The organism is Actinotalea sp. (genome assembly GCF_035443605.1).
Lineage (GTDB): Bacteria > Actinomycetota > Actinomycetes > Actinomycetales > Cellulomonadaceae > Actinotalea.
The window spans coordinates 22,214-28,213 of record NZ_DAORSQ010000023.1 but is presented as its reverse complement, the minus strand read 5'-3'; the positions used below and the strand labels follow the sequence as shown (position 1 = coordinate 28,213).

At 73.6% G+C, this 6,000-nt stretch carries 4 protein-coding genes; 1 reads left to right on the top strand and 3 read right to left on the bottom strand.

Features of this window, described 5'->3' with window-relative positions:
* Window positions 1–491: tetratricopeptide repeat protein (locus PKY62_RS04335; RefSeq protein WP_324535213.1), on the top strand; the 491-nt coding region annotated here is incomplete at its 5' end.
* 87 nt (window positions 492–578) lie between these two features.
* Here the strand turns inward: PKY62_RS04335 and glgB are convergent.
* The 3 genes from glgB to treS form a co-directional block, all read right to left on the bottom strand.
* Window positions 579–2,780, bottom strand: a complete 2,202-nt coding sequence (gene glgB / locus PKY62_RS04330; RefSeq protein WP_324535211.1) for a 1,4-alpha-glucan branching protein GlgB — start codon at window positions 2,778–2,780, stop codon at window positions 579–581.
* A gap of 110 nt (window positions 2,781–2,890) precedes the next feature.
* On the bottom strand, window positions 2,891–4,261 hold the full coding sequence (locus PKY62_RS04325; protein WP_324535209.1) for a maltokinase N-terminal cap-like domain-containing protein: 1,371 nt from the start codon (window positions 4,259–4,261) through the stop codon (window positions 2,891–2,893).
* 8 nt (window positions 4,262–4,269) lie between these two features.
* Window positions 4,270–5,985 carry a maltose alpha-D-glucosyltransferase gene (gene treS / locus PKY62_RS04320; RefSeq protein ID WP_502875782.1) on the bottom strand — a complete coding sequence of 572 codons (1,716 nt, stop codon included), beginning with the start codon at window positions 5,983–5,985 and terminating at the stop codon, window positions 4,270–4,272.
* Window positions 5,986–6,000: the final 15 nt, after the last annotated feature.

Here is a 6,000-nt window from a genome sequence, read left to right as displayed (position 1 = left end):
CCGCGGCTGCCAACGGGGTGACCGGGACCGTCGCCGTCGGTGCGCCGCCCGCCGAGGAGGAGCCGGCCGAGCCGCCCCTGCCCCCGCTGCACCAGGCCGCCTACGACGCGATCGAGCGCGACGACCTCGATGCGGCGGTGGCCGCCTACACGCAGGCCATCGCCGAGAACCCGCGCGACGCCGACGCCCAGGCCGGGCTGGCCCAGGTCGAGCTGCTCCGACGCACGCGGGACCTCGACCCGGCCACCGCGATGGCGGCGGCCGAGGCGGCTCCGCGGGACGTCGAGGCGCAGCTGGCGGCCGCGGACCTGGAGCTGCTCGGCGGGCTCGTCGAGGATGCCTACGCCCGGCTGGTGGCCCTGGTGCGCGTCACCGCCGGGCCCGAGCGCGAGGCCACCCGCGTGCGCCTCATCGCCCTGTTCGCCGTCGTCGGGGACACCGACCCGCGCGTGCTCGCAGCGCGCAGGGCGCTGGCCAGCGCCCTGTACTGAGCCCCAGCACGACGAGGCCCCGGTCGCCATGACCGGGGCCTCGTGCGTTCGCAGCCCAGCGGGGCCGTCGCCGGCCGCGACGTGCCGCTACTGACCCTCGGGGATGAGGATCATCGCGCCGAGCGGGGGCACCCGAACGCTCGCCGAGAACGGCTGCGCGTGGTGCGGCGACGCCTGAGCCTCGATCCGGCCCAGGTTGCCGACCCCGGAGCCGCCGTAGACCTCGGCATCGGTGTTGAGCGCCTCGCGCCACCACCCGCCGCCGGGCAGCCCGAGGCGGTAGCCCTCGTGCGTCGTGCCGGCGAAGTTGATGACGACGGCCGCCATCCGGCCCTGCCCGTCCCGGCGGATGAACGAGAGCACGTTGTGCCCGGCGTCCTGGGAGTCGATCCACTCGAACCCGGCGGGGTCCTTGTCGAGCGTCCAGAGCGCCGGCTCGTCGCGGTACAGCCGGTTGAGGTCACGGACCACCTTGGCGATGCCCTGGTGGGTCGAGAACTCGAGCAGGCGCCAGTCGATGCTCTCGCCCTCGTTCCACTCCGTGGTCTGGCCGAACTCGCAGCCCTGGAAGATCAGCTGCTTGCCCGGGTGGGTCCACTGGTACGCGAGCAGGGTGCGCAGGCCGGCCGCCTGCTGCCAGTGGTCGCCGGGCATCTTGTGGATGAGCGAGCCCTTGCCGTGCACCACCTCGTCGTGGCTCAGCGGCAGCACGAAGTGCTCGGAGAACGCGTACACCAGCGAGAACGTGATCTCGTTGTGGTGGTAGCGCCGGTTGATGGGCTCCTCCGCCAGGTAGCGCAGGGTGTCGTTCATCCAGCCCATGTTCCACTTCAGGCCGTACCCCAGGCCGCCGGCGTCGGTGGGCTGGGTGACACCGGGCCACGCCGTCGACTCCTCGGCGATCATCATGATCCCCGGGGTGCGGCGGTAGGCCGTCGCGTTGGCCTCCTGGATGAAGCGGATCGCCTCGAGGTTCTCGCGCCCGCCGTGGATGTTGGGCCGCCACTGACCGTGGCTGCGCGAGTAGTCGAGGTAGAGCATCGAGGCCACGGCGTCGACCCGCAGGCCGTCGATGTGGAACTCCTCGAGCCAGTAGGTCGCGTTGGCCACGAGGAAGTTGCGCACCTCGTTGCGGCCGAAGTTGAAGATGTAGGTGCCCCAGTCGGTGTGCTCGCCGAGCAGCGGGTCCGGGTGCTCGTAGAGCGGGGTGCCGTCGAAGCGGCCCAGCGCCCACTCGTCCTTGGGGAAGTGCGCCGGGACCCAGTCGAGGAGCACGCCCACGCCGGCCTGGTGCAGCCGGTCGACGAGCAGCCGGAAGTCGTCGGGGTGGCCGAACCGGGAGGTCGGCGCGTAGTACGAGCTGACCTGGTAGCCCCAGGACCCGCCGAACGGGTGCTCGGCGACGGGCATGAGCTCGACGTGGGTGAAGCCCATCTGCACGACGTACTCGGTGAGCTGGTCGGCGAGCTCACGGTAGGTCAGCCCGGGCCGCCACGAGCCGAGGTGCACCTCGTAGGTGCTCATCGGGCCGCTGTGCGGGTCGCTGTGGCTGCGCCGCGCGATCCACGCGTCGTCGCTCCAGGTGTGGCCCGACTCCACCACCACGGACGCGGTGGCCGGCGGGACCTCGGTGCCCTGGGCCATGGGATCGGCCTTCTGCCGCCACGAGCCGTCCGGCGTGAGGATCTCGAGCTTGTAGCGCGTGCCGGCGCCCACGCCCGGGATGAACAGCTCCCAGACGCCCGAGTCGCCGAGGCTGCGCATCGCGTGCGCGGCGCCCTGCCAGTGGTTGAAGTCGCCGATGACGCGCACGGCGCGCGCGTTGGGCGCCCAGACGGCGAACGCGGTGCCGGTGACGTCGCCGAGCGCGCTCGGGTATCGCCGGACGTTGGCGCCCAGGACGGTCCAGAGCTCCTCGTGGCGGCCCTCGCGGATGAGGTGCAGGTCCACGTCGCCGAGGCTCGGCAGGAAGCGGTACGGGTCGTCCGTCGTGGTGGTGACGTCGCCGTACGTCACCTGGAGGCGGTAGTCGGGCACGGCGGTCGCGGTGGTCGCGGCGACCCAGACGCCCTGGTGCTCGTGGGCGGCCTCGACGTCGCCGTCCGGCGTGACGATGACGACGCGGTCCGCGAGGGGACGCAGCGTCCGGAACGTCACGACGTCGCCGTCGAGATGGGCCCCGAGGATGCGGTGGGGGTCCTGATGGGTCCCCGCGGCGATCACGTCGAGCTCCTCGGTGAACACCGGGCGTGGGGTCGCGGCAGGGGGCGGTGCGGACGTCGTCGTCATGGCCCTTACCCTGCCATGACCGCCAGCGTGGCGCACCAAGGACACGTCACGAGATCGTCACGGGTGCCGACGCCAGGGCGGTGGGCGTGCCCGGCGGCGCGGCAGGCGGCTCAGCGGTCCCCGGCGAGGAGGTGGTCGACGGCCCCGAGCGGGATGTCGACCCAGTCCGGGCGGTTGCGCACCTCGTAGACGACCTCGTAGAGCGCCTTGTCGAGCTCGAGCGCGCGCAGCAGGACGCCGGCGGCCGCTGCGGTCACCGCGGTCGCCGCGTCGTCCGTCGCGAGCTGCTCCCGGTAGCCCTCGACGAGCCGTGCCCGCGCGAGGTCCGCCCAGCCGGGCCTTGCCCCGCCCACGGCCGCGGCGTAGTCCACCGAGCGGAGCATGCCGGCCAGGTCCCGCAGCGCGAGGTCCGGCCGGGCGCGCTCGGCCGCGGTGGCCTGGGGCTCGCCCTCGAAGTCGAGGACGGCCCAGCGGTCCGGGGCTCGCAGCACCTGGCCCAGGTGGTAGTCGCCGTGCACGCGCTGCACGGGTGGCAGCGCCCCCACGCGGCCGACGGCGCTCAGCACGGCCTCGATCCCCGCTGCCCGCTCGGCGAGCACCGGGGCGACGGCCTCGGCCGCGGCCGCCCGGCTGCGCAGCATCGCGACGACGGCCGCGGCATCGGCGGGGAGGTCGGCGTCCGGCACCGGGAGCGCGGTCCGCAGCGCCGTGTGCATCTGGGCCGTGGTGCGGCCGAGGTCGAGGGCGAGGTCGCCCAGGTCGGTGTGCTGCGCGGCGAGGCGGCACGCGAGCTCGAAGCCGTCCTGCGCGCCCAGCACCAGCTCGCTGAGCACGCCGAGGTGCCCGCTCGCCAGGCCGTCGGGCTCGCGGGCGTCGGGCCACCGGCCCTCGAGCCAGGCCAGCGGGCGCGGCACGCCGCCCCAGCCCGCGTGGTGCAGGGCGAGCGGCACCTCGACGTCGGGGTTGGCGCCGGGGCTCACCGCCCGGAACACCTTGAGGATCGCCGGGGTGGGCAGGGTGGGCAGCAGCACAGAGGTGTTCGACTGCTCGCCGCCCAGGCCGCGCACGGCGCCGGGCGCCGCCAGGTCGACGTCCGGCACGGGGACGTCGTGGTGCGCTGCCGCGAGCCAGGCCCGCAGGAAGGCCGGGTCCTGGCAGCCGTCGAGCACCACCAGCGCCCCGCCGGGGCGGGCCACCGTGCCGACGTGCGCCGGGCCGGTCGGCCGCTCGGCGTCGGCCGCGCGCAGCACGACCGGCACCTGCAGCACCCCGCCGGCGGGCAGGCCGAACAGGTGCAGACCCACCACGGCCTCGCCCAGCGGGTCGACCAGCGGCACCACGGCCACGCGCGCGAGGTCCCCGCCGGAGCCCTTGACGGGGTACCAGCGCTGCGCCGGCAGCCACCCGCGCAGCACGGCCAGGACGTCGTCGTCCGCCACGGCGGAGCCGAGCACCGGGCCGGCGGTCGAGTCGGGGGCCATGGCGCTCCTCAGCTCGCGGCCGGCGGAGTGACGGTGAGCCAGTAGAAGGTGCGGGAGCCGAGCGTGACGGCCAGCCGCCCGTCATCGCCGACCCGGCCGAACCCGCTGCCGCCGAAGACGTCCTGCAGCCCGTGCCCGGCCAGGCCAGGCAGCGCCAGCACGGCGGCGCGTGGCGTGGACGCGAGGTTCGTCACGCAGAGCACCGTCTCGTCCGGCGAGCGCCGCAGGTAGGCCAGCACGGCGTCGGTGTCGCTGGTCACCGCGAGGAAGTCGCCCGTGCCGAACACCGGGTGGCGGCGGCGGACCGCGAGCATCCCGTGCACCCAGTGCAGCAGGGAGGCAGGCTGGGCCAGCTGCGACTCGACGTTGACCGCCGTGTGGTGGTGCACGAGGGACTGCACGACGGGCAGGTAGAGCTTGCCGGGGTCGGCCGTGGAGAAGCCGGCGTTGCGGTCCGGGGTCCACTGCATCGGGGTGCGCACCGCGTCGCGGTCCGGCAGCCAGATGTTGTCGCCCATGCCGATCTCGTCGCCGTAGTACAGGCACGGGCTGCCCGGCAGGGACAGCAGCAGCGCATGGGCCAGCTCGATCTCGGCCCGGGAGTTGTCCAGCAGCGGGGCCAGGCGACGCCGGATGCCGACGTTGGCGCGCATCCGGGGGTCCGGGGCGTACCACCCGTACATCGAGGCGCGCTCCTCCGTCGAGACCATCTCGAGCGTGAGCTCGTCGTGGTTGCGCAGGAAGGTCCCCCACTGGGCGGCCGGGGGGATGGCGGGGGTGTCGGCGAGGATGTCGACGACCGAGGTCCCGCGCTGGTCCTTGATCGCGTAGTAGATGCGCGGCATCACGGGGAAGTGGAAGCACATGTGACACTCGGGAGCGTCGTCGGTGCCGTAGTACGGCGCGACGTCCTCGGGCCACTGGTTGGCCTCGGCGAGCATGATCCGGCCGGGGAACTCCGCGTCGACCATCGACCGCATGTCGCGCAGGAAGTCGTGCGTGCGCGGCAGGTTCTCGCAGTTGGTGCCCTCCTCCTCGAAGAGGTAGGGCACGGCGTCGAGGCGGAACCCGTCGACGCCGAGGCCGAGCCAGAACCGGGCGACGTCCTTCATCGCCTCGACGACGTACGGGTTCTCGAAGTTGAGGTCCGGCTGGTGGCCGAAGAACCGGTGCCAGAAGTACTGCCGACGGACGGGGTCGAACGTCCAGTTGGACGTCTCGGTGTCGACGAAGATGATCCGTGCGTCCTGGTAGCGCGTGGCGTCGTCGCTCCACACGTAGAAGTCGCCGTACGGACCCGCCGGGTCCGAGCGCGACGCCTGGAACCACGGGTGGGCGTCGCTGGTGTGGTTCATCACCAGGTCGATGACCAGGCGGATGCCGCGCGCGTGCGCCTGCTCGATGAGCTCGGCGAAGTCCGCCACCGTGCCGTACTGGGCCGCGATGGACGTGTAGTCCGCCACGTCGTAGCCGCCGTCGCGCAGCGGCGACGGGTAGAACGGCGGCAGCCACAGGCAGTCGACACCCAGCCACTGCAGGTAGTCGAGCCGGTCGATGAGGCCGCGCAGGTCCCCGGAGCCCGCACCGGTGGAGTCCGCGAAGCAGCGCAGCATGACCTCGTAGAAGACGGCCGTCTTGTACCAGTCCGGGTCGTCCGACAGCCCGCGCGGGACCTGCGCCGGCAGGTGGGCCGTCGCCTGGGGCCGGGGCGGCAGCGCGCGCACGGGGTCGACGGCGCG